Genomic DNA, 21,078 nt, shown 5'->3' with positions numbered 1-21,078 from the left:
GAAGGGGGCATGTAGCGCTCCGGGATGGCAAAAGGTTGTTTCGCAGCCTGTCCCTGGCGCTCTACCTCCAAAGAGTTGTTCACCCAAGGTTGCCTCGCGCGGCTCCTGGGGAAACCGGCAAGACCCTGATAAACAAAGGGTTCAGAGGTTTTTCGGCGCTACCTCCTTGGAGGTAGGCGGCGCAAGCATAGACATGCAGGCGCCTGGGCTTCCTTGATCGGTGTCAAGTTTTATCGGGGTTGGCCTCCCTAGTCTGCAGCCATGGATCAATGGCTGGAGACTCCAAGATGACTCAACCACGATTACGCCAAGGCCTGGTGCTGGGCATGAGCACCCTGGCCTTCACCGTCTGCTTCATGGTCTGGATGATGTTTGCCGTGCTCGGCGTGCCGATCAAGGAGCTGTTGCAGCTCAACGAAACCCAGTTCGGCCTGCTGACCGCCACCCCGGTGCTGACCGGTTCCCTGGTGCGCCTGCCGCTGGGCATGCTCACCGACCGCTTCGGCGGACGCAGCGTGTTCTGCCTGCTGATGCTGGCCTGCGTGTTGCCGCTATACCTGGTCAGCCATGCCACCGCCTATTGGCAGTTCCTGGTGCTGGGCTTGTTCGTCGGCTTGGCCGGGGGCTCGTTCTCGGTGGGCATCGCCTATGTCGCCAAGTGGTTCGACCAGGACAACCAGGGCCTGGCCATGGGCATCTTCGGTGCGGGCAATGCAGGCTCGGCGGTCACCAAGTTCCTCGCCCCGGCGCTGATCGCCGCCGGCAGCTGGCAACTGGTACCCAAGGTGTTCAGCGCCATCCTGTTCCTCACCGCGCTGTTGTTCTGGTTCTTCAGCGCCGACAACAAGGCCCATCGCCGGGTGTCCACGGTCAGCCTGGGCGAACAGCTCAAGGCCCTGGCCGAGCCTGCCGTGTGGCGCTACTGCCAGTACTACTCGATCGTCTTCGGCGGGTATGTGGCCCTGGCCCTGTGGATGACCAAGTACTACGTGCAGGAGTACGGCTTCAGCCTGCAGAGCGCCGCGCTGTTGGCCGCCTGCTTCTCCCTGCCGGGCGGGGTGCTGCGCGCCGTCGGCGGCTGGATGTCGGACCGCTGGGGCGCCCAGAGTGTGACCTGGTGGGTGCTGTGGGTGAGCTGGATCTGCCTGTTCCTGCTGTCCTACCCGCAGACCCAGTTGCAGGTGCAGACCGTCAACGGCCCGCTGGACTTGCATATCGGTCTGAACCCTGCGCTGTTCACCGTGCTGCTGTTCGTCATGGGCATCGCCTTTGCCTTCGGCAAGGCCTCGGTCTTCAAGTACATCGCCAACGACTACCCGCAGAACATGGGCGCGGTGTCCGGCATCGTCGGCCTGGCCGGCGGCCTGGGCGGCTTCATCCTGCCGATCCTGTTCGGCGCCCTGGTGGACCTCACCGGCGTGCGCTCTTCCTGCTTCATGTTGATGTACGGCGTGGTCTGGGTGTCGCTGATCTGGATGTACCTCAGCGAGATCCGTCGGCGCCCGCTACTGGGCAAGCACCCATCCGCCATCCAGGCACCGTTTTCGAGCATTTCCCAAGGAGAAGAACATGTCGGTTCTTAATACGCCCGGCACTGGCCCGGTGATCCACGACTGGCGCCCGGAGGACCCGGCCTTCTGGGGCCAGAGCGGCAAGCGCACGGCCACCCGCAACCTGTGGATCTCGATTCCCGCGCTGTTGCTGGCTTTCGCCGTGTGGATGGTCTGGAGCACGGTGATCGTGCGCCTCAATGCCATCGGCTTCAGCTTCAGTACTGACCAGCTGTTTTGGCTGGCGGCCCTGCCGGGACTCTCGGGAGCGGCGCTGCGAGTGTTCTACTCGTTCATGGTGCCGATCTTCGGCGGCCGGCGCTGGACTGCCCTGAGCACCGCCTCGCTGCTGGCGCCGTCGCTGTGGATGGGCTTTGCCGTGCAGGACCCGGCCACGCCCTACAGCGTGTTCGTGATGATCGCGCTGCTGTGCGGTTTTGGCGGTGGCAACTTCGCCTCGAGCATGGCCAACATCAGCTTCTTCTACCCCAAGTCGCAGCAGGGCACGGCCCTGGGCTTGAACGCCGGGCTGGGCAACCTCGGGGTGTCGGTGATGCAGTTCTGCGTACCGCTGGTGATCACCTTCGGCCTGTTCGGGGTGCTGGGCGGCCAACCCCAGGTGCTGGCCGACGGTGGCCGGTTGTGGTTGCAGAACGCCGGTTTCATCTGGGTGCCGTTCATCCTGCTGGTGACCCTGGCGGCCTGGTTCGGCATGAACGACCTGTCCAGCGCCAGGGCCTCGTTCAGCGAGCAGGCGGTGATCTTCAAGCGCAAGCACAACTGGCTGATGTGCTGGTTGTACCTGGCCACCTTCGGCTCGTTCATCGGCTTCTCGGCCGCGTTCCCGCTGCTGATCAAGACCGCCTTTCCCCAGGTCAACGCCCTGACGTTCGCCTTCCTCGGCCCGCTGGTGGGCGCCCTGGTCCGGCCACTGGGCGGCTGGCTGGCGGACAAGCTGGGCGGCGCGCGGGTGACCCTGTGGAACTTCGTACTGATGATCCTGATGGTCTTCGGCGTGCTGGCGTTCATTCCGCAGCCGGGGCAGAGCGGCAACTTCTACGGCTTCCTCGGCCTGTTCATGCTGCTGTTCATCACCACCGGCATCGGCAACGGTTCGACCTTCCGCATGATCCCGGTGATCTTTCGCACCCTGCATGAGCGCGCCGCCAGCGGCAAGGGCAGCGCCGCCCGCGAGCAGGCCCTCAAGGACGCCGGCAAGGAGTCGGCCGCAGTGCTGGGCTTCAGCTCGGCCATGGGGGCCTTCGGCGCCTTCTTCATTCCCAAGACCTTCGGCACCTCGATGAGCCTGACCGGCAGCCCGGCGCTGGCCTTCTACATGTTCGTGGTGTTCTACCTGAGCTGCATCGTCGTGACCTGGTGGTGGTACGCCCGCAAGGGCGCCCAGACCCCTTGCTGACATGCCCCCGTATCCAACCTTTGCCGAGTCGGGGCGCAGAACCCCGCAGCACGCCTGAGAGGACAGCATCATGAGTCACTTGCTGGATCAACTGCGGTTTTTCAACCGCAAGCAAGGCGAGTTTTCCGCCGGTCACGGGGAAACTCGCAAGGAATCGCGCGACTGGGAGAACGTCTACCGTTCGCGCTGGCAGTACGACAAGATCGTGCGCTCCACCCACGGGGTGAACTGCACCGGATCGTGTTCGTGGAAGATCTACGTGAAGAACGGCCTGATCACCTGGGAAACCCAGCAGACCGACTACCCGCGCACCCGCACCGACCTGCCCAACCACGAGCCCCGTGGTTGCCCCCGGGGCGCCAGCTACAGCTGGTACATCTACAGCGCCAACCGCCTGAAGTATCCCAAGGTGCGCAAGGCGCTGCTGAAGCTGTGGCGCGAGGCGCGCCAGACCCTGCCACCCGTGGAGGCCTGGGCCAGCATCGTCGAGGACCGGGCCAAGGCCGACTCCTACAAGAGCAAGCGCGGCATGGGCGGTTTCATCCGTTCCAGCTGGGACGAGGTGACCCAGATCATCGCCGCCGCCAACGTCTACACCGTGAAGCAGTACGGCCCGGACCGGGTGGTGGGCTTCTCGCCGATCCCGGCCATGTCGATGATCAGCTACGCCGCCGGCGCCCGTTACCTGTCGCTGATCGGCGGCACCTGCCTGAGCTTCTACGACTGGTACTGCGACCTGCCTCCCGCCTCGCCGATGGTCTGGGGCGAGCAGACCGACGTGCCGGAGTCGGCCGACTGGTACAACTCCAACTACATCATCGCCTGGGGTTCCAACGTCCCGCAGACCCGTACCCCCGATGCGCATTTCTTCACCGAGGTGCGCTACAAGGGCACCAAGACCGTGGCCATCACCCCGGACTATTCGGAGGTGGCCAAGCTCACCGACCTGTGGCTCAACCCCAAGCAGGGCACCGACGCGGCCCTGGCCCAGGCCTTCAACCATGTGATCTTCAAGGAATTCCACCTGGAGCGGCCCAGCGCCTATTTCACCGAATACGCCAAGCGCTACACCGACCTGCCGGTGCTGGTGCTGCTCAAGCCGATGCTCGGCACCGCGCCGGGCGCCGGCTACCAGCCGGACCGCTTCCTGCGCGCCTCGGACCTGGCCGACAACCTGGGCCAGGACAACAACCCCGAGTGGAAGACCATCGCCCTGGATGCCGATGACCAGCTGGTCTCGCCCCAAGGCTCGATCGGCTATCGCTGGGGCGAGCAGGGCAAGTGGAACATCCTGCCCCGCGAGGGCGCCGCCGGGCGCGAGATCGACCTGCGCCTGAGCCTGATCGGCGGCGACGTCGCCGAGGTGGCGTTCCCCTACTTCGCCGGTTCCGGCCACGAGCACTTCGAGCATGTGGCGGGCGATGCCGTGCAGTTTCGCCGGGTGCCGGTGCGCAGCCTGACCCTGGCCGACGGCAGCCAGGTCAAGGTGGCCACGGTGTTCGACCTGTCGGCGGCCAACCTGGCCATCGACCGCGGCCTGGGCGGCGCCAACGTCGCTCGCGACTACGACGACGCCAACATACCGGGGACCCCGGCCTGGCAGGAGCAGATCACCGGCGTCAGCCGCGAGAAGGCGATCCAGATCGCCCGGGAGTTCGCCGACAACGCCGACAAGACCCGTGGCCGCTCGATGATCATCCTCGGCGCGGCGCTCAACCACTGGTACCACATGGACATGAGCTACCGCGGGCTGATCAACATGCTCATGCTCTGCGGCTGCATCGGCCAGACCGGTGGCGGCTGGGCCCACTACGTCGGCCAGGAGAAACTGCGCCCGCAGTGCGGCTGGCTGCCCCTGACCTTCGGCCTGGACTGGAGCCGGCCACCCCGGCAGATGAACGGCACCAGTTTCTTCTATGCCCACAGCTCGCAGTGGCGCCACGAGAAGATGAACATGCACGACGTGCTCTCGCCCCTGGCCGACAAGAGCCAGTTCCCCGAGCACGCCCTGGACTACAACATCCGCGCCGAGCGCGCCGGCTGGCTGCCCAGCTCGCCGCAGTTCAGCAGCAACCCGCTGCACATCTGCCGCGACGCCGCCGCGGCCGGCATGGCGCCCAAGGACTACGTGGTCAAGGCCTGGCAGGACGGCAGCCTGCGCTTCGCCTGCGAGCAGCCGGACGATCCGGCCAACTTCCCGCGCAACATGTTCATCTGGCGTTCCAACCTGCTGGGCTCCTCCGGCAAGGGCCACGAGTACATGCTCAAGTACCTGCTGGGCACCCGCAACGGCGTGATGAACCAGGACATCGGCCAGTCCGGCGACTGCAAGCCGCAGGAAGCCGAATGGGTCGAGCAGGGCCCGACCGGCAAGCTGGATCTGGTCACCACCCTGGATTTCCGCATGTCCTCGACCTGCGTGTATTCCGACATCGTCCTGCCGACCGCGACCTGGTACGAGAAGGACGACATGAACACCTCGGACATGCACCCCTTCATCCACCCGCTGTCGGCGGCCATCGACCCGGCCTGGGAATCGCGCACCGACTGGGAGATCTACAAGAGCATCGCCAAGGCCTTCTCCGAGATGAGCGCAGGGCACCTGGGGGTCGAGCAAGACCTGGTCACCGTGCCGCTGCTGCATGACAGCGTCGGCGAGCTGGCCCAACCCTTCGGCGGCAGCGACTGGAAGACCGCCGGAGTGGCGCCGCAGCCAGGCAAGAACGCGCCGAACCTGCAAGTGGTGGAGCGCAACTACCCGAACATCTACAAGCAGTTCACTTCCCTGGGCCCGTTGCTGGAAAAACTCGGCAACGGCGGCAAGGGCATCAACTGGAATACCGAGGAGGAAGTCCAACTGCTCGGCGAGTTGAACTACCGCGAGCAGGAGGCGGGCATCAGCCAGGGCCGGCCGAAGATCGACACCGCCATCGACGCCGCCGAAGTGGTGCTGTCCCTGGCCCCGGAAACCAACGGTCGCGTGGCGCTCAAGGCCTGGGAAGCCCTGTCGCGGTTTACCGGTATCGACCACAGCCACCTGGCGCAATCCAAGGCCCATGAGGCGATCCGCTTCCGCGATATCCAGGCCCAGCCGCGCAAGATCATCTCCAGCCCGACCTGGTCCGGCCTGGAAGACGACCACGTGAGCTACAACGCCGGCTACACCAACGTCCACGAGAACATCCCGTGGCGCACCATCACCGGGCGCCAGCAGTTCTACCAGGACCACCCGTGGATGCAGGCCTTCGGCGAGCAGTTGATGAACTACCGGCCACCGGTGGACACCCGGACCATCGAGGCGGTGAAGGGCAAGCGCGCCAACGGCAACCCGGAGATCGTCCTCAACTGGATCACCCCGCACCAGAAGTGGGGGATCCACAGCACCTACAGCGACAACCTGCTGATGCTCACCCTGAGCCGTGGCGGGCCGATCGTCTGGCTCTCGGAGATCGACGCCAAGCGCGCCGGTATCCAGGACAACGACTGGATCGAATGCTTCAACGCCAACGGCGCGGCGACCGCCCGGGCGGTGGTCAGCCAGCGGGTCAAGGAGGGCATGGTGATGATGTACCACGCCCAGGAACGGATCGTGAACGTGCCCGGTTCCGAGACCACCGGCACCCGTGGCGGCCACCACAACTCGGTGACCCGGGTGGTGCTCAAGCCCACCCACATGATCGGCGGCTATGCCCAGCAGGCCTACGGTTTCAACTATTACGGCACGGTCGGTTGCAACCGCGACGAGTTCGTCGTGGTGCGCAAGATGGCCGAGGTCGACTGGCTCGACGGTTCCCGTGGCGACGAGCTGCCACAGCCGTTGCCCACCGAGATGGAATGAGGAATGCAGTCATGAAGATCCGTTCGCAAATCGGCATGGTCCTGAACCTGGACAAATGCATTGGCTGCCACACCTGCTCGGTCACCTGCAAGAACGTCTGGACCAGCCGTGAGGGCATGGAATACGCCTGGTTCAACAACGTCGAGACCAAGCCCGGGATCGGCTACCCCAAGGAGTGGGAGAACCAGGACAAGTGGAAGGGCGGTTGGGTGCGCAACGCCAATGGCTCGATCAACCCGCGCATCGGCGGCAAGTTCCGGGTGCTGGCCAATATCTTCGCCAACCCCGAGCTGCCAGGCCTCGACGACTACTACGAGCCCTTCGACTTCGACTACCAGCACCTGCACACCGCGCCTTCGGGCAACCACCAGCCCACCGCGCGACCACGCTCGGTGGTGTCGGGCAAGCGCATGGAGAAGATCGAGTGGGGGCCCAACTGGGAGGAGATCCTGGGCAGCGAGTTCGCCAAGCGCCGCAAGGATCGCAACTTCGACCAGATCCAGGCGGACATCTACGGTGAGTACGAAAACACCTTCATGATGTACCTGCCGCGCCTGTGCGAGCACTGCCTGAACCCGGCGTGCGCGGCGTCCTGCCCGAGCGGGGCGATCTACAAGCGCGAGGAAGACGGCATCGTCCTGATCGACCAGGAGAAGTGCCGTGGCTGGCGCATGTGCATCAGCGGCTGCCCGTACAAGAAGATCTATTTCAACTGGAAGAGCGGCAAGTCCGAGAAGTGCATCTTCTGCTACCCACGGATCGAGGCCGGCATGCCCACCGTGTGCGCCGAGACCTGCGTCGGGCGCATTCGCTACCTCGGCGTGCTGCTCTACGATGCCGATCGCATCAGCGAGGTGGCCAGCACCGCCGACGAGCAGGACCTGTACCAGAAGCAGCTGGAGATCTTCCTCGACCCCCACGATCCGGCGGTGATCCGCCAGGCCCTGGCCGATGGCGTGCCGCAGTCGGTGATCGACGCCGCGCAGCGCTCGCCGGTGTACAAGATGGCCGTGGACTGGCAACTGGCGCTGCCACTGCACCCGGAATACCGGACCTTGCCGATGGTCTGGTACGTGCCGCCGCTGTCGCCGATCCAGAACGCCGCGGCGGCCGGCACCGTGGGCATGAGCGGGGTGATCCCGGATGTCGACAGCCTGCGCATTCCGCTGCGATACCTGGCCAACCTGCTGACCGCCGGTGACGAGCGACCGGTGCGGCGCGCGCTCAAGCGCCTGCTGGCGATGCGCGCCTACAAGCGCTCCGAGCAGGTGGACGGCACGCCGGACCTGCAAGTCCTGGCCGACGTCGGCCTGAGCGTGGCCCAGGTCGAGGAGATGTACCGCTACCTGGCCATCGCCAACTACGAAGATCGCTACGTGGTGCCCAGCGCCCATCGCGAAGAGGCCATGAGCGACGCCTTCGCCGAGCGTTCGGGCTGCGGCTTCAGCTTCGGCAGCGGCTGCAGCGGCAGTTCCGACACCAACCTGTTCGGCGCGAAGAAGGCCAACCGCCGCGACATCATCAAGACCGTCCAGCTGTGGGAGGACTGACCATGCGCATTCTCAAGGTGATTTCACTGCTGCTCGACTACCCGACCCAGGAACTGGTCGCCGGCCGCGACGAACTGGAGCAGGCGATCATCCAGGCCCGGGAGATCAGCCCGCGCCAGCGCGGGGCGCTGTTCGAACTGCTGGAGCTGATTTGCAACAACGACCTGATGGACCGCCAGGAACACTACGGGGCGCTGTTCGGCCGGGGCCGCTCGCTGTCGCTGCTGCTGTTCGAGCACGTGCACGGCGAGTCCCGCGATCGCGGCCAGGCCATGGTCGACCTGCTGGCCCAGTACGAGGCGGCGGGTTTCGCCCTGGGCGTCAAGGAGCTGCCGGACTACATCCCGCTGTACCTGGAGTACCTGTCGACTCGCGATGAGCTGGAGGCGCGCGAGGGCCTGGCCGATGTCGCGCACCTGCTGGCGCTGCTCGCCGCCCGCCTGGAGGAGCGCGAGAGCTTCTATGCCGGCTGCTTCCGCGCCTTGTTGCAGATCGCCGGGGCCGAGCCGCACCAGGCCGTGGCCGATGTGCGTGAGCAGGTGGCGGCGGAGCAGCGCGACGACTCCCTGGAGGCCCTGGACAAGATCTGGGAGGAGGAGGCGGTGGACTTCCTCCAGGCCCAGCAGCAGGACCGTTGCGCCGGGCAGGCCAGTGCGCCGGGCAAGCCCCGGGAGGAAAGCGCGGTGCCGCTGCACTGGGTGGATTTTCAGGATCAAGGGCTGGCCCGCAAGCCGGCCGGGGAGGTGGGTAATGTCTAAGTGGAACCTGTTGTTGTTCGGGGTGTATCCCTATGTGGCCCTGGCGATCTGCCTGCTGGGCAGCTGGGCGCGGTTCGACCTGTCCCAGTACACCTGGAAGGCCGGCTCCAGCCAGATGCTCTCCAGCCGTGGCATGCGGCTGGCGAGCAACCTGTTTCACATCGGCGTGCTGTTCGTCCTGGCCGGGCATTTCGTCGGCTTGCTGACCCCGGCCTCGGTCTATCACCGCGTGATCAGCACCGAGCACAAGCAACTGCTGGCCATGGTTTCCGGTGGCTTTTTCGGCCTCCTGTGCCTGCTGGGCCTGGTGCTGCTGATCAAGCGGCGCCTGACCGACCCTCGGGTGCGGGCGACTTCCAGCACTTCGGACATCCTGATCCTGCTGGTGCTGCTGGCCCAGTTGCTGCTGGGCTTGCTGACCATCGTCGCCTCCACCGGGCACATGGACGGTTCGGTGATGGTGATGCTCGCCGATTGGGCGCAGTACACCGTGCTGTTGCGGCCGGTGGATGCGGCGGCGGCCATCGCCCCGGTGGCCCTGGTGTACAAGCTGCATGTGCTGCTGGGCCTGAGCCTGTTCGTGCTGTTTCCCTTTACCCGCCTGGTGCACATCGTCAGTGCGCCGGTGTGGTACCTGGGGCGGCGTTATCAAATCGTGCGGCACAAAGCCTGAGGAGGCGACCATGACCAGTGGATGCGGATGTGGCGGTAATGGGGGTGGCAATGGCGGCTGCTCCTCCTCGGCAGTGCACCCGCCCCAGGCGGTGGGACAGGGGCCGGAGCTGGCGGTGGAGATAACGCCGCAGCTGATTGCCAGCAGTGAGCGGGAATGGCCGGTGGTCAGTGTCAACGGCACCCTGATCGAGCCCCAGGCCATGGCCCAGGAGCTGCAATACCATCCAGCGGCCGATCGCCAGGAGGCGGTGTTCCTGGCCGCCAGGGCGCTGGTGATCCGCGAGCTGTTGCAGCAACGGATCGCCGAGCTGGGCCTTGCGGCCCGGCTAGGGGCCGGGGAGAACCAGGAGGAGGCGGCCACCCGCTTGCTCCTGGAACATGAGGTGCAGGTGCCCGAATGCGATGAGGCCAGCTGCCAGCGCTACTACGCCAGCAACCGCGGGCGCTTCCACAGCGCGCCGCTGCTGGCGGTGCGGCATATCCTGCTCGAGTGCGCCCCGGACGATGCCCAGGCGCGGGCCCAGGCCTTCACCCAGGCGCAGATTCTCTGCGAGCGGCTGGTGCAGTTCCCCGGGCAGTTCGCCGAGCTGGCGCGCAAGTACTCGGCCTGTCCGTCCAAGGAGCAGGGCGGCGAGTTGGGGCAGATCAGCAAGGGCCAGACCGTGCCGGAGCTGGAGCGCCAGTTGTTCACCCAGGGCCAGGGCCTGGTGGCCAAGCCTTTGGAGAGTCGTTATGGCTGGCACGTGCTGAGCGTCGACCAGCGGATCGAGGGCCAGCCCTTGCCCTACGAGGCGGTGGCCACGGCGATCCGTACCCAGCTGCAGCAGGGGGTATGGCAGAAGGCGGTGGTGCAATACCTGCAGACCCTGGTGGGCGCCGCGGACATCCGCGGGATCCGCCTGCAGGGTGCCGATTCGCCGCTGGTGCAATAGGAGCAGGAGCATGGGCAAGCTGATGCAGGATGGCTTCGGGCGGCAGATCGACTACCTGCGCTTGTCGGTGACCGATCGCTGCGATTTGCGTTGTGTCTATTGCATGGCCAGCGACATGACGTTCCTGCCGCGCCAGCAGGTGCTGACCCTGGAGGAATTGCTGCGCCTGGCCACGCTGTTCGTCGGCCAGGGCGTGCGCAAGATCCGCCTGACCGGCGGCGAACCGCTGGTGCGCCCGGGGATTGTCGAGCTGTGCCGGCAGATCGCGGCCTTGCCGGGCCTGCGGGAGTTGGTGATGACCACCAACGGCACGCAGTTGCAGCGCCTGGCCCGGCCCCTGGCCGACGCCGGGGTGCGCCGGCTGAACATCAGCCTGGACAGCCTGGACGGCCAGCGCTTCCGGGCCATCACCCGCAACGGTGACCTGGACCAGGTGCTGCGCGGTATCGAGGCCGCGCGGCATGCCGGTTTCGAAGGCATCAAGCTCAACTGCGTGGTGATGCAGGGACGCAATTTCGACGAGGTGCCGGCGCTGCTGCAATACGCTATCGACCAGGGCATCGATATCACCTTCATCGAGGAAATGCCCCTGGGTGAGGTGGGGCGCTCGCGGGGCGAGGCGTTCTGTGCCAGCGACCAGGTGCGGCGACTGATCGCCAGCCGCCATGCCTTGCTCGACAGCGCCGAGAACAGCGGCGGCCCGGCGCGCTACATGCGCCTGGTGGAGCACCCGCGAACCCGCGTCGGTTTCATTTCACCCAACAGCCACAACTTCTGCGCCACCTGCAACCGGGTGCGCCTGACCGTCGAAGGCAAGCTGTTGCTGTGCCTGGGCCAGAAAGATTCCCTGGACTTGCGCGGCCTGCTGCGCCGCTATCCGCTGGACGATGCGCCGCTGATCGACGCCCTGCAACAGGCGTTGCGGCGCAAGCCGCTGCGCCATGACTTCGATCCCCAAGGCGCGGTGCAACTGGTGCGCTTCATGAACATGAGCGGGGGTTGACGCGCCACTTGCCGCCAACCCTTCCATCCCGCAGAACCTTGCGAAACGTGTTGCCTGCCCGGCGAGTCCTGCGGCCTCGTACGCAACCTCGCGCCGCTCGGCGGCGGTTACGGGCTTAGGCGTCGGGCATTCGCCGGGGAGCGGGAAAATACTTGATCACGATCAATGGCAATCAATCTCATGCTCCGTAATATCCCTGCATCTTGTGTTTTGAAATTCCAAAACACCTATATGTAGTGTCGGGAGGGTGGATGCACAGCACACTGATCGAAGTGGGGCACAACCGGCTGCACAAGCGCGATGGCAGCCTGGTGGCCTTTGACGCGGACAAGATCCGCCAGGCGCTGATCGCCGCCGGCAAGGCCACCGGCGAGTACGCCGAAGCCGAAAGCGAAGGCCTTTTGGCGGCGGTCCTGGCCCACCTGCAAGGGTGTCCGCAGCTGCATGTGGAGCAGATCCAGGATCGGGTCGAACGGGTGCTGATGGATGCCGGGCACTTCCTCTCGCTACGCGCCTACATCGTCTACCGCGAACAGCACGGGCGCCTGCGCCGCGACCGCAAGACCCTGGTGGAGGTGGCGGCCTCGATGAACGAGTACCTGGACCGCCAGGACTGGCGGGTCCAGGCCAACGCCAACCAGGGTTATTCCCTGGGCGGGCTGATCCTCAACGTATCCGGCAAGGTCACCGCCAACTACTGGCTCGACGAGGTCTACAGCGAAGCCATCGGCCGCGCCCACCGCGAGGCCGACCTGCACATCCACGACCTGGACATGCTCGCCGGCTATTGCGCCGGCTGGTCCCTGCGCACCCTGCTGCACGAGGGCCTCAACGGCGTGCCGGGGCGGGTCGAGGCAGCGCCGCCCAAGCACCTGGGCAGCGCCCTGGGGCAGATGGTCAACTTCCTTGGCACCTTGCAGAACGAATGGGCCGGGGCCCAGGCCTTCAGTTCCTTCGACACCTATCTTGCGCCCTATGTGCGCAAGGACCGGCTGGGTTTCGAAGAGGTGCGCCAGGCCATCCAGGAGTTCATCTACAACCTCAACGTACCGTCGCGCTGGGGAACCCAGACCCCCTTCACCAACCTGACCTTCGACTGGGTATGCCCGCAGGATCTGCGCGAGCAGATCCCGGTGATCGGCGGGGAGGAAATGCCTTTCGCCTATGGCGAGCTGCAAGAGGAAATGGACCTGATCAACCGCGCCTATATCGAGGTCATAAAGGCCGGCGACGCCAAGGGCCGGGTGTTCACCTTCCCGATTCCCACCTACAACATCACCCATGACTTTCCCTGGGACAGCGACAACGCCGAGCGGCTGTTCCAGATGACCGCCCGCTATGGCTTGCCGTACTTCCAGAACTTCCTCAACTCGGACATGCAACCCAACCAGGTGCGCTCCATGTGCTGCCGCCTGCAACTGGACGTGCGCGAGCTGCTCAAGCGCGGCGGCGGGCTGTTCGGCTCGGCGGAGCAGACCGGCTCCCTGGGCGTGGTGACCCTCAACTGCGCGCGCCTGGGCTACCTGTACAAGGGCGATGCCAGCGGCTTGCTGCGGCGCCTGGACCTGCTGATGGAACTGGCCATGGAGAGCCTGGAGGTCAAGCGCAAGGTGATCCAGCACCACATGGACGCCGGCCTGTATCCCTACACCAAGCGCTACCTGGGCACCTTGCGCAATCACTTCTCCACCATCGGCGTCAACGGCCTGCACGAGATGCTGCGCAACTTCAGCGACGACCAGATGGGCCTGCACACCGCCCAGGGCCGGCGCTTCGCACTGAACCTGCTGGACCACGTGCGCGCCACCCTGGTGCGCTTCCAGGAAGAGACCGGGCATTTGTACAACCTCGAAGCCACGCCGGCCGAGGGCACCACCTACCGTTTCGCCAAGGAGGATCGCAAGCGCTTCCCCGGCATCCTCCAGGCCGGCTGCCATGAGGCGCCGTACTACACCAACTCCTCGCAGCTGCCGGTGGGCTACACCGACGATCCGTTCGAGGCCCTGGAACTGCAGGACGAGCTGCAATGCAAGTACACCGGCGGCACGGTGCTGCACCTGTACATGGCCGAGCGGATTTCCTCGGCCCAGGCCTGCAAGCAACTGGTGCGCCGGGCGCTGGAGCGGTTCCGCCTGCCATACCTGACGATAACCCCGACCTTCTCCATCTGCCCGGTACACGGCTACCTGGATGGCGAGCACGAGTTCTGCCCGAAATGCGATGAGGCCCTGTTGCTGGCGCAGCGCCAGGGCAGCCTGCACTGAGCCACTTTCCCTGAAGACCAAGGAGTTTCTCCCATGACTGCACAAGCCAACCTGCCTACCGCACAACGCCAGCGCTGCGAAGTCTGGACCCGGGTGATGGGCTACCACCGCCCGGTCGCCGCGTTCAATCCCGGCAAACAGTCCGAGCACCGCGAGCGCCTGCACTTCAACGAACGCGCGGCCACGGCCGCTCACCCTTGAACCGAGCACTACGGGTCGGGGGCCTGGTGCCCCTGACCACCCTCGACTACCCGGGGCGGCTGGCCTGCGTGCTGTTCTGCCAGGGCTGCGCCTGGCGCTGCCGCTACTGCCACAACCCGCAACTGATCCCGCCCCGAGGACTCGATGAGCGTCCCTGGGAGCAGGTCCTGGAATTCCTCCGGCGCCGCCAGGGGCTGCTGGAAGCGGTGGTGTTCAGTGGTGGCGAGCCGACCTTGCAGGAGGGGTTGCCGGACGCCATGGCCCAGGTCCGGGAGCTGGGCTTCGCCGTGGGCCTGCACAGCGCCGGGATCAAGCCCGAAGCCCTGGCCCGGGCCTTGCCATTGGCCGATTGGGTGGGTTTCGACGTCAAGTCCCTGGCCGAGGATTGCCAGGCCATCACCGGCGTGCGTGGCAGTGGTGCGGCCAACTGGCGCAGCCTGGAATACCTGCTGCAAAGTGGCGTGGACTACGAATGCCGGACCACGGTGCACTGGCACTTGGTGGACCCTGCGCGGTTGCTGGCGCTGGGGCGGCGCTTGCAGGCCTACGGCGTGCAACGCTTCGTGGTGCAACTGGTGCGCACGGCGCGCATGCTCGATGCCGACCTGCCTGCGGCAGCGCCCCAGCAGGGGTTGCCTGGATTGTGGCAGGAGCTGGGCGAACTCTTCGCCGATTTCCAACTGCGCAGCTGAGGGCCAGGCTGGCCGGCCGTGGCGGATCGACTAGGCTGCCAGGAGGCTCGCGGCGCAGAGTCAAAAAACTGTGGTGCAGGGTCAAGCAGGGACCGGGCGGCCTGCCCAGGATGGGCGCAGGCCGGCGGCGGACCTGCACGGCGAGCGCGGCCTATCGAACCTCCAACAAGAACAGGACATCGCGCAATGAATGCCTACCTGACCGCCTTGGCCCATGCCCAGGCCGATCCCGTCGACTTCTGGCACCAGCAGGCCCGCTTGCTGGACTGGATGCGCTTTCCCCGGCAGATCTTCCAGCAGCAGGATCCCCAGACCTACCAATGGTTCGCCGATGGGCAGCTCAATACCTGCCAACTGGCCCTGGACCGGCACGTCGAGGCCGGGCATGGCGAGCGCCTGGCATTGATCTACGACTCCCCGGTCACCGGCCAGCAACGACGCCTGAGCTACGCGCAGTTGCTGGAACAGGTGGCGCGCTGCGCCGGCATGCTGCGTGGTTTGGGGGTGGAGCAGGGTGACCGGGTGGTGCTGTACATGCCGATGATCCCCGAGGCGGTGATCGGCATGCTGGCCTGCGCCCGGCTGGGGGCGGTGCATTCGGTGGTGTTCGGCGGTTTCTCGGCGGCGGAGCTGGCGGTACGCATCGACGATGCCCGGCCCAAGGCCCTGCTGACCGCCAGTTGCGGCATCGAGTACGAACGCGTGGTGCCCTACAAGCCGCTGGTGGACAAGGCCCTGGAACTGGTGGCACAGCCGCCGGAGCGGGTGGTGGTCGTGGCCCGGCCCCAGGCCGGCGCCGAACTGCGCCAAGGCCGGGATGTCGACTGGGCGGCGCTGATGACCGATGCCGAGGCAGTGCCGGCGGTGCCATTGCTGGCCGGCGAACCGTTGTACGTGCTGCATACCTCGGGCACCACGGGCAAGCCCAAGGGCGTGCTGCGCGACAATGGCGGCCATGCGGTGGCCCTGAACTACAGCATGCAGGCGGTCTACGACGCCCAGCCCGGGGAGGTGTTCTGGGCTGCCTCGGACATCGGCTGGGTGGTGGGGCATTCGTACATCGTCTATGGGCCCCTGATCCGTGGTTGCACCACCTTGCTCTACGAGGGCAAACCGGTGCGCACCCCCGATGCCGGGGCATTCTGGCGGGTGATCGCCGAGCACCGGGTGAATGTGTTCTTCACCGCGCCCACCGCCTTTCGCGCCATCAAGCGCGAGGACCCCCATGGCCGGCTGCGCCAGGAACACGATCTGTCCTGCCTGAAGGCGGTGTACGTGGCCGGCGAGCGCCTGGACCCTGCCACCTACGACTGGCTGCGCGAGTCGTTGCCATGCCCGGTGATCGATCACTGGTGGCAGACCGAGACCGGCTGGCCGGTGGTCAGCACGCCGCGTGCAACCGGTGGTTACCCGGTCAAGGCCGGTTCGGCCGGGCTACCGGTGCCCGGCTACCAGCTGGCGGTGCTCGATGACCAGGGCGAGCCGGTGCCCTGTGGCGAACCGGGCAACATCGTGCTGCGCCTGCCTTTGCCGCCCGGGGTGCTCAATACCTTGTGGCAGGACCGCCAGCGTTTTCTCGACAGCTACCTGGGGACCTTTCCCGGCTACTACCTGAGCGGCGACGGTGGCTATGTGGATGCCCAGGGTTATGTGTTCGTCATGGGGCGCATCGACGATGTGATCAACGTGGCCGGCCATCGCCTGTCCAGCGGTAGCCTGGAACAGGCCCTGGGCGAGCACCCGGCGGTGGCCGAATGCGCCGTGGTGGCCCTGGACGATGCCCTCAAGGGCGAGGTGCCGGTGGGTTTCGTGGTGCTCAAGCAGGACGCCCGGGTGGACCCCGGGCAACTGGAGCAGGAACTGGTGCAACGGGTACGCGAGCAGGTCGGGGCCCTGGCTTCGCTGCGTCGGGTACTGGTGCTCAAGCGCCTGCCCAAGACCCGCTCGGGGAAGATCCTGCGCAAGACCATGCGCAGCCTGGCCCGGCGTCCGGAAGTGGCGGTGCCGGCGACCATCGAGGACGTCCAGGTGCTCGATGAGCTGCGCCAGCTGTTCGCCGAGCAGGGCTTCTATGGAGCAGGACCGGGCTAGGCTTTAAAGGAGATTGTAGGAGCGAGCGGGCGGCGCTCCGGCTTGCCCGCGATGGACTTCGGAACGCTGGGTTGAGCCAGTCAAAACGCGCTGGCGTTAACGATTATCGCGAGCAAGCTTCGCTCCTGCAGGTTGACTGGCTGGCGGGTTTTTCAACGCGGGCCTGGCCCTTGCAGGGCGTCTCTAAAAACGTAGGCGAGGCAGCCAGCGCAAGGCAAAACCGGCGAAAAAGCGCAGTTTACAAGGGGTAAATGAGCATTTTGACCGGGCTGGCGCACCAGCCGGTTTTTAACGCAGCGATGGCAATGCAGGTAGTTTTTAGCGGTGCCCTTACAGGCGTCGCAGGACTCGCTCCAGGGCGTCGAGGAACTGCCCGGCCTGATCCTGGCTGAAGCACAGCGGCGGGCGGATCTTCAGGGTGCTGTTGGCCGCTCCGGCAACGCCGATCAACATGCCTTCGTCACGCAAGTTGTTGACCAGGCGCCGGGCGGTCGCCGAGTCCAGCGTGCCGCTGTCCGGCTGGCGGATATCGACGCCCAGGAACAAACCGGCGCCACGCACCTCGGCCAGCACCGGATGATCCGCCGCCAGGCTCTGCAGGCCCTGCATGAGCAGGCCGCCCACTTGCAAGGCATTGGCTTGCAGGCCTTCTTCCTCGATCACCTGCAGCACCGCCAGGCCCACCGCGGCCGACACCGGGTTGCCGCCGAAGGTGTTGAAGTAGCTGGCGTGCTGGCCGAAGCGCTGGACGATATGCGGGCGTACCGCCAAGCCCGCCAGCGGGTGGCCGTTGCCCATCGGTTTGCCCATGGTCACCAGGTCCGGTACCAGGCCGTGGCGCTCGAAGCCCCACATGTGGCTGCCGGTGCGGGCGAACCCCGGTTGTACTTCGTCGGCGATGAACAGGCCGCCAGCCTCGCGGATGGCTTGCACCGCCGGGGCGAGGAAGCCCGGCGGGTCGGCGAACACCCCGTCGCTGGTGAACAGGGTGTCCACCAGCAACGCCGCCGGACGGATGCCATGGCGCTGCATATCGGCGATGGCCGCGCGCACCTGGTTGGCGAAGACCTGGCCCACCCGTTCCGGGTGCAGTGGGTCATGCAGGGGCGCATCGATCACCCGGCAGTCCCGGGACAGCGGCACGTAGTCGCCCACCGAGGGCGACAGCTCGGCAATCGCCAGGGTCATGCCGTGGTAGGCGTAGCGGGTGACGATCACCCCGGTGCCGCCGCTGTAGTCCCGGGCGATGCGCAGGGCCAGGTCGTTGGCCTCGCTGCCGGTGCAGGTGAACATCGCCTGGCCCAGTTCCACGGGCAGGGTGGCCAGGAGTTTTTCGGCGTAGTCCAGCACGCCTTCGTGCAGGTAGCGGGTATGGGTATTGAGTTGTGCGGCTTGCCCGGCCAGGGCCTGGACCACCCGGGTATGGCAATGGCCGACCGAGGCGACGTTGTTGTACAGGTCCAGGTAGCGCCGCCCGGCGCGGTCCTGCAGCCAGGCGCCGCTGCCGCTGACCAGGTGCAGGGGTTGTTCGTAGAACAGCTGGTAGGCCGGTCCCAGCAAGCGTTGCCGGCGCTCGATCATGGCGCGCTGGGCGCTGTCCAGGGCCTCGGCGTGTTCGGATTGGAAGGCGTTGACTTTCAACATGGCGAGGCTCCTCAGGGCTCTTGGCGCTCATCGTCCATGACGATGCTGCCGATGATGTGGTACTTGCGTCGGTCGAAATGCCGGAAGTACAGGGCGATGGCCGCACCCAGGGCGAAGCTGGCGGCGACGATCCAAGGGATCAGCTTGAACAGCAGCGATTGCGCGGCGCTGCCGGCGGCGAAGCTGAGATTGGCGAATAGCAGGTAGACCACGTAGAGCATGCCCAGCCCGCCCAGCAAGGGTGCGAGGAAGGTCTTGAACCAATGGCGCTGGGCCACATGGCGGGTGCCCAGGTGGAAGTAGCAGACCACCGCGAAGGCGCAGAGCGCCTGAACGATCAGGATGCCCATGGTGCCGAGGATCGCCAGCAACGCGTAGAGATCGGCGTAGGGGTCCTTGCCCGCGGCCAGGAAGGCCAGGACGATGGCCGTGGCGATCAGGCTCTGCACGGTGGAGGCCACATGGGGCGAGCCGTGGCGCGGGTGGGTGCGACCGACGCTGCGGCCGAGGCAGTCGAACAGGTTCTCCCGGCCCAGGGCATAGATGTAGCGCGAGGCGCAGTTGTGGAAGGCCATGCCGCAGGCGAACGAGCCGGTCACCACCAGCAGCTTGAACAGGCTCACCGCCCACTCGCCCAGGTACAGCCGGGTAGGGCCGTAGAACACCTCGGCGGCCTGGGCCGGGTCCTGGGCCAGGCGGATGGCTTCGCTGGGGCCGGAGCCGGCGATGGCCATCCACGACACGAAGACGTAGAACACGCCGATACCGATCACCGCCAGCAGCGTGGCCAGGGGAATGATCTTCTTCGGATTGCGCGATTCCTCGCCATACATGGCCGAGGACTCGAAGCCGACCCAGGACCAGAAGGCGAAGAACAGGCCGATGCCGGCATTGGCGCCGATCACTCCCTGGGCCGGGGTGAAGGCCTTGAGCGGATTGATCGACTCTGGCGCCAGGCCCTGGGGGCCGCCACCGTGCCAGAGCACGGCGCCGGCCATCAGTGCCAGCATCAGGATCTCCAGCACCAGGCAGATGCCCAGCACCTTGGCGGTCAGGGAAATGTCGAAGTAGCTAAGGATGCCGTTGGCCGCCAGCATGGCCAGGGCGAACAGGATCCAGGGCGCCTGGAGCCCGCTGGCACTGGCCAGCAGGTCGACGCAGAAGAAGGCGAAGATGCCCACCAGGGCCGCTTCGAAGACGATGTAGGTCAGGGTCACGGCGATGCCGGCGGCCATGCCCACCACCCGCCCGAGCCCGTGGGAAATGAACCCGTAGAAGGCCCCCGTGGCGGTGATGTACTTGGCCATCTGCGCGTAGCCGATGGCGAACAGCGCCAGGATCACCGTCGCCACCAGGTAGCCGGCGGGCGCGTACTGGCCGTTGCCGCTGCCGATGGCGATCGGCACGTTGCCGAGCATGGCGGTGATCGGCGCCGCCGTGGCCACCGTCATGAACAGTACCCCCATCAAGCCCACGGCGTTCCTGCGCAAGCGCTGGACTTCCTGGGGCCGGGCCGGGTCATCGAGTTGCTGGGACAGCTTGTCCGCGTAGATCTCGCTCATGGGGGCACTCCGTCAGAGAGGTGAAGCCTCTAGGCAAGGGCCTGGAGGGATTCGGGCAGGATCTGGCCGCCGTCGACGACCAGGCTCTGCCCGGTGATGTAGCCGGCTTCGCGGGAGGCGAAGAACAGCGCGGCGCTGGCGATGTCCTCGACGCTGCCCAGGCGCCGCAGCGGTACCGAGGCGGCCATGCTGTCCTGGTACGCCTGGCCCATGTCCTGCAGGCCTTCGGTGAGGATGTTGCCCGGCAGCACGGCGTTGATGGTGATGCCATCGCGGGCCAGCTCGATCGCCGCGGTACGCATGAAGCCCAGTTGCGCGGCCTTGCTGGCGCCGTAGTGGGCCCAGCCGGGGAAGCCGGTCACGGGGCCGGTGATCGACGAGGTGAGGATCACCCGCCCGTACTCGGCCTGGCGCAGGTAGGGCAGGGCCGCCTGGACACAGAGGAAGTTGCCCTTGGCGTTGGTGGCCAGCACCCCGTCCCAGTCGGCTTCGCTCATCTGTTCGAGGCTGGCCGAGGGGAACACCCCGGCATTGCAGCACAGCACGTCCAGCCCGCCGTGGCTGCCGGCGACGTCGGCCAGCAGTTGGCGGACCGCGGCGCCCTGGGCCACATCGGCGACGAACCCCTCGACCTGCAGGCCTTCGTCACGCATGCGCCGGGCAACGCCCTGGACCTTGTCGGCGTGGCGAGCGCTGATGGCGACCCGCGCGCCCTGGCGAGCGAAGCCATAGGCGATGCCCAGGCCGATGCCGCTGGTGGCGCCGGTGACCAGGACGCTTTTGCCTTGAAGTGAAGTGAGCATGGATAAGTCCTTTTGCGTGGATTGATCTGGATGGTGGAGCGCGGACGCTGGGTCGCACTTGACCGCGCGGCACAACTTTTACCCTGAAATATCAAATC

15 protein-coding genes are annotated in these 21,078 nt (G+C 66.2%); 12 read left to right on the top strand and 3 right to left on the bottom strand.

The window, feature by feature from the left end; all coding sequences use genetic code 11:
- The first annotated feature begins 287 nt into the window (after positions 1–287).
- From CAG11_RS21535 to CAG11_RS21480, 12 genes are all read left to right on the top strand, one after another.
- Positions 288–1,583 (top strand): nitrate/nitrite transporter, encoded by a 1,296-nt coding sequence (locus CAG11_RS21535; RefSeq protein ID WP_085597846.1) that lies wholly within the window; start codon positions 288–290, stop codon positions 1,581–1,583.
- Entirely contained in the window at positions 1,570–2,967 is a 1,398-nt protein-coding gene (locus CAG11_RS21530) for a NarK family nitrate/nitrite MFS transporter (RefSeq protein WP_085597845.1), read from the top strand. The genes CAG11_RS21535 and CAG11_RS21530 overlap by 14 nt, the downstream gene beginning before the upstream one ends.
- Positions 2,968–3,037: 70 nt before the next feature.
- Positions 3,038–6,805, top strand: coding sequence for a nitrate reductase subunit alpha (locus tag CAG11_RS21525; RefSeq protein ID WP_085597844.1), 3,768 nt, complete (start codon positions 3,038–3,040; stop codon positions 6,803–6,805).
- 11 nt (positions 6,806–6,816) lie between these two features.
- Positions 6,817–8,355: a nitrate reductase subunit beta gene (narH, locus tag CAG11_RS21520; protein WP_053129321.1), complete on the top strand. Its 1,539-nt coding sequence runs from the start codon at positions 6,817–6,819 to the stop codon at positions 8,353–8,355.
- 2 nt (positions 8,356–8,357) lie between these two features.
- Complete coding sequence (gene narJ, locus CAG11_RS21515; RefSeq protein WP_068583304.1) at positions 8,358–9,113, top strand: nitrate reductase molybdenum cofactor assembly chaperone; 756 nt, start codon at positions 8,358–8,360, stop codon at positions 9,111–9,113.
- Positions 9,106–9,786 carry a respiratory nitrate reductase subunit gamma gene (gene narI, locus CAG11_RS21510; protein WP_085597843.1) on the top strand — a complete coding sequence of 227 codons (681 nt, stop codon included), beginning with the start codon at positions 9,106–9,108 and terminating at the stop codon, positions 9,784–9,786. Before narJ ends, narI begins: the two co-directional genes overlap by 8 nt.
- Positions 9,787–9,796: 10 nt before the next feature.
- Complete coding sequence (locus CAG11_RS21505) at positions 9,797–10,720, top strand: peptidylprolyl isomerase (RefSeq protein ID WP_085597842.1); 924 nt, start codon at positions 9,797–9,799, stop codon at positions 10,718–10,720.
- 10 nt (positions 10,721–10,730) lie between these two features.
- A complete protein-coding gene (moaA, locus tag CAG11_RS21500) occupies positions 10,731–11,723 on the top strand; it encodes a GTP 3',8-cyclase MoaA (protein WP_085597841.1) in 993 nt (330 codons plus the stop codon).
- Positions 11,724–11,974: 251 nt separating this feature from the next.
- Positions 11,975–13,987: a ribonucleoside triphosphate reductase gene (locus CAG11_RS21495; RefSeq protein WP_085597840.1), complete on the top strand. Its 2,013-nt coding sequence runs from the start codon at positions 11,975–11,977 to the stop codon at positions 13,985–13,987.
- Between the two features lie 33 nt (positions 13,988–14,020).
- Positions 14,021–14,188, top strand: coding sequence for an anaerobic ribonucleoside-triphosphate reductase (nrdD, locus tag CAG11_RS21490; protein ID WP_053129344.1), 168 nt, complete (start codon positions 14,021–14,023; stop codon positions 14,186–14,188).
- A complete protein-coding gene (locus CAG11_RS21485; RefSeq protein ID WP_085597839.1) occupies positions 14,185–14,880 on the top strand; it encodes an anaerobic ribonucleoside-triphosphate reductase activating protein in 696 nt (231 codons plus the stop codon). The genes nrdD and CAG11_RS21485 overlap by 4 nt, the downstream gene beginning before the upstream one ends.
- Before the next feature lie 186 nt (positions 14,881–15,066).
- Positions 15,067–16,971 carry an acetate--CoA ligase gene (locus CAG11_RS21480; RefSeq protein WP_085597838.1) on the top strand — a complete coding sequence of 635 codons (1,905 nt, stop codon included), beginning with the start codon at positions 15,067–15,069 and terminating at the stop codon, positions 16,969–16,971.
- 330 nt (positions 16,972–17,301) lie between these two features.
- On the opposite strand, the gene CAG11_RS21475 is transcribed toward CAG11_RS21480, so the two are convergent.
- Genes CAG11_RS21475 through fabG form a run of 3 tightly spaced genes read right to left on the bottom strand, consistent with a single transcriptional unit; the run spans position 17,302 to position 20,980 of the window.
- Positions 17,302–18,615 (bottom strand): aspartate aminotransferase family protein, encoded by a 1,314-nt coding sequence (locus CAG11_RS21475; RefSeq protein ID WP_085597837.1) that lies wholly within the window; start codon positions 18,613–18,615, stop codon positions 17,302–17,304.
- Between the two features lie 11 nt (positions 18,616–18,626).
- Positions 18,627–20,177 carry an APC family permease gene (locus CAG11_RS21470; RefSeq protein WP_085597836.1) on the bottom strand — a complete coding sequence of 517 codons (1,551 nt, stop codon included), beginning with the start codon at positions 20,175–20,177 and terminating at the stop codon, positions 18,627–18,629.
- Between the two features lie 29 nt (positions 20,178–20,206).
- Positions 20,207–20,980, bottom strand: coding sequence for a 3-oxoacyl-ACP reductase FabG (fabG, locus tag CAG11_RS21465; RefSeq protein WP_085597835.1), 774 nt, complete (start codon positions 20,978–20,980; stop codon positions 20,207–20,209).
- Positions 20,981–21,078: the final 98 nt, after the last annotated feature.

This window comes from Pseudomonas sp. B6(2017), from assembly GCF_002112765.1.
Classification (GTDB): Bacteria; Pseudomonadota; Gammaproteobacteria; order Pseudomonadales; family Pseudomonadaceae; genus Aquipseudomonas; species Aquipseudomonas piscis.
The sequence above is the reverse complement of the archived record's forward strand: the minus strand, read 5'-3'. Positions and strand labels throughout refer to the sequence as shown.